Raw genomic sequence first — 2,687 nt, 5'->3', positions numbered from 1 at the left:
GGGCAGAGCAGCGCCGGGGCAGGCAGCGGCGGGCAGAGCAGCGCCGGGCCAGGCACCGCCGGGCCAGGCAACGGCGGGCAGAGCAGCGCCGCCCTCGGCGGCCCCTCCCCCGCCACCCCCGACCTCCCCTGGTCGCAGCGGTTCCTCGACGTGCTCGGGTCGTTCGGGATGGCGGACGCCGTCAAGCGCGGGCGGGCGCTGGTTCGGGGTGGGCGGGTGATGAGCTTCTCCGTCTCCTCCAGTCTCGTGGTCGCGCTCGTCGCCGGGGAGCGGGACGGGCAGGGGCCGTTCCGGGCTCGGGTCGCGGTTCGGCGGTTCGACGACGGGGAGTGGGCGTCGGTCGAGGAGGCGTTGGCCGGGCGGGCGGTGTTCGTGGCCAAGCTGCTCGCCGGGACGTTGCCCGCCGGGGTCGAGGGGGTGTTCGGGGAGTTGGGGTTGTCGCTGCTGCCGCGCGGTTCGCGGGAGCTGGGCATGGACTGCTCCTGCCCCGCCTGGGAGGTGCCGTGCGAGCACCTCGCCGCCGCCTGCCAGGTGCTGGCGTCCGCGCTGGACGACGACCCGTTCACGCTGCTCGCCTGGCGCGGTCGGGAGCGGGACGAGCTGCTCGACCGGTTGCGGGCCTCGCGCGCGCCCGGCGACGACGAGCGCTCCGCGCCTCCGCTGGCGGCGGAGCCGGACTCGTTCTGGGTTCGCCCGCCCGCTCGCGCCGCCTCGGCCGAGCAGGGGGCGCTGGCCGGCGCGGACGTGAGCGGGCAGCGGGTCGACGCGGTGCTGGACGAGCTGGGCGAGCTGCTCGTGGACGGGCGTCCGGTGCGTCCGGTGCTGCGCGAGCTGTACCGGCGGCTCCCCCGACGGGGGTGAGCCCCGAGCGCCCCAAGTTACCCACTGGTAACGTGCGGGTCCCGACGAAGGGAGCCCCGGTGCTGCTCGACCCCCACCGCTACGACGCCGCCCACCTGGACGACGAGAGCCGCCGCCTGCTGCGCGCGGTCGTCGACTGGTTCGAACAGCGCGGCAAGCGCAGGCTGATCGCCGACGACCAGGCCAAGGTCTGGTACTCGGAGTTCCTGGAGTTCGCCGCCCGCGAGAAGCTGTTCGCCACGTTCTGCACCCCCGCCGCCGAGGCGGGCGGCAACCCGGACAAGCGCTGGGACACCGCCCGCAACGCCGCGCTGAGCGAGGTCCTCGGCTTCTACGGCCTCCAGTACTGGTACGCCTGGCAGGTCACCGTGCTCGGCCTCGGGCCGATCTGGATGAGCGGCAACGCCGTCGCCCGCAAGCGCGCCGCCGAGCTGCTCGACGACGGCGCGGTGTTCGCGTTCGGCCTGTCCGAGAAGGAGCACGGGGCGGACGTCTACTCCACCGACCTGGTGCTCACCCCGGACGGCGACGGCGGGTTCCGCGCGTCGGGGAGCAAGTACTACATCGGCAACGGCAACGTCGCGGGCATGGTCTCGGTGTTCGGGCGGCGCGCCGACCTGGAGGGCCCGGACGCGTACGCGTTCTTCGCGGCCGACTCGCAGCACCCGGCGTTCCACCTGGTCAAGAACGTGGTGGACTCGCAGATGTTCGTCAGCGAGTTCGAGCTGCGCGACTACCCGGTGACCGCCGACGACCTGCTGCACACCGGGCAGGAGGCGTTCAGCGCGGCGCTGAACACGGTCAACGTCGGCAAGTTCAACCTGTGCACCGCCTCGGTCGGCATCTGCGAGCACGCGTTCCACGAGGCGATCACCCACGCGCACAACCGCGTCCTGTACGGCAAGCCGGTCACCGCCTTCCCGCACGTGCGGCAGAACTTCGTGGACGCCTACGCGCGCCTGGCCGCGATGAAGCTGTTCTCCGACCGCGCCGCGGACTACTTCCGCTCCGCCTCCCCGGACGACCGCCGCTACCTGCTGTTCAACCCCATCACCAAGATGAAGGTCACCACCGAGGGCGAGCGGGTGGTCGACCTGCTGTGGGACGTGATCGCCGCCAAGGGGTTCGAGAAGGACACGTACTTCTCCATGGCCGCCCGCGACATCCGCGCGCTGCCGAAGCTGGAGGGCACCGTCCACGTCAACCTGGCGCTGGTGCTGAAGTTCCTGCCGAACTACCTGTTCTCCCCCGCCGACGACTACCCGCCGGTGCCGACCAGGCACGACCCGGCGGACGACGCGTTCTTCTGGGAGCAGGGCCCGGCGCGCGGGCTGGGCGCGATCCGGTTCGCCGACTGGGAGGAGCCGTACCGGGCCGCCTCGGACGTGCCGAACGTGGCGCGCTTCCACGAGCGGGCCCGCGCGCTGCGGGAGCTGCGGGTGCTGGACGGGCAGCGCGGCGACCTGGACTTCCTGCTCAGCCTCGGCCACCTGTTCACGCTGGTGGTGTACGGGCAGCTGGTGCTGGAGCAGGCCGCGCTGACCGGGGTGGACCGGGACCTGGTCGACCAGGTTTTCGACGTGCTGGTGCGGGACTTCGCGGCGGGCGCGGTGGCGCTGCACGGGAAGTCCGCGTCGACGCCGGAGCAGCAGGCGTGGGCGCTGGCGCAGGTGGTGAAGCCGGTGGTGGACGGCGAGCGGTTCGACCGGGTGTGGCAGCGGGTCGAGGGGCTGTCGGGGGCGTACGAGATGCGGCCCTAGCGGCCGCGCGCGCCGCCGGTCCGGGCGGGGGCACCCGTCTGCGCGCTTGACGGGCGACCCCGCCCG

General features: G+C 73.3%; 2 protein-coding genes. Both read left to right on the top strand.

What is annotated here, in order from left to right:
- A partial coding sequence (locus tag ACTUAL_RS12905) for an SWIM zinc finger family protein (protein WP_440900401.1) occupies window positions 1-861 on the top strand: 861 nt, incomplete at its 5' end.
- Window positions 862-920: 59 nt separating this feature from the next.
- Entirely contained in the window at window positions 921-2,621 is a 1,701-nt protein-coding gene (locus ACTUAL_RS12900) for an acyl-CoA dehydrogenase (RefSeq protein ID WP_177154526.1), read from the top strand.
- Window positions 2,622-2,687: the final 66 nt, after the last annotated feature.

It is taken from the genome of Actinosynnema sp., from assembly GCF_052038725.1.
The sequence above is the reverse complement of the archived record's forward strand: the minus strand, read 5'-3'. Positions and strand labels throughout refer to the sequence as shown.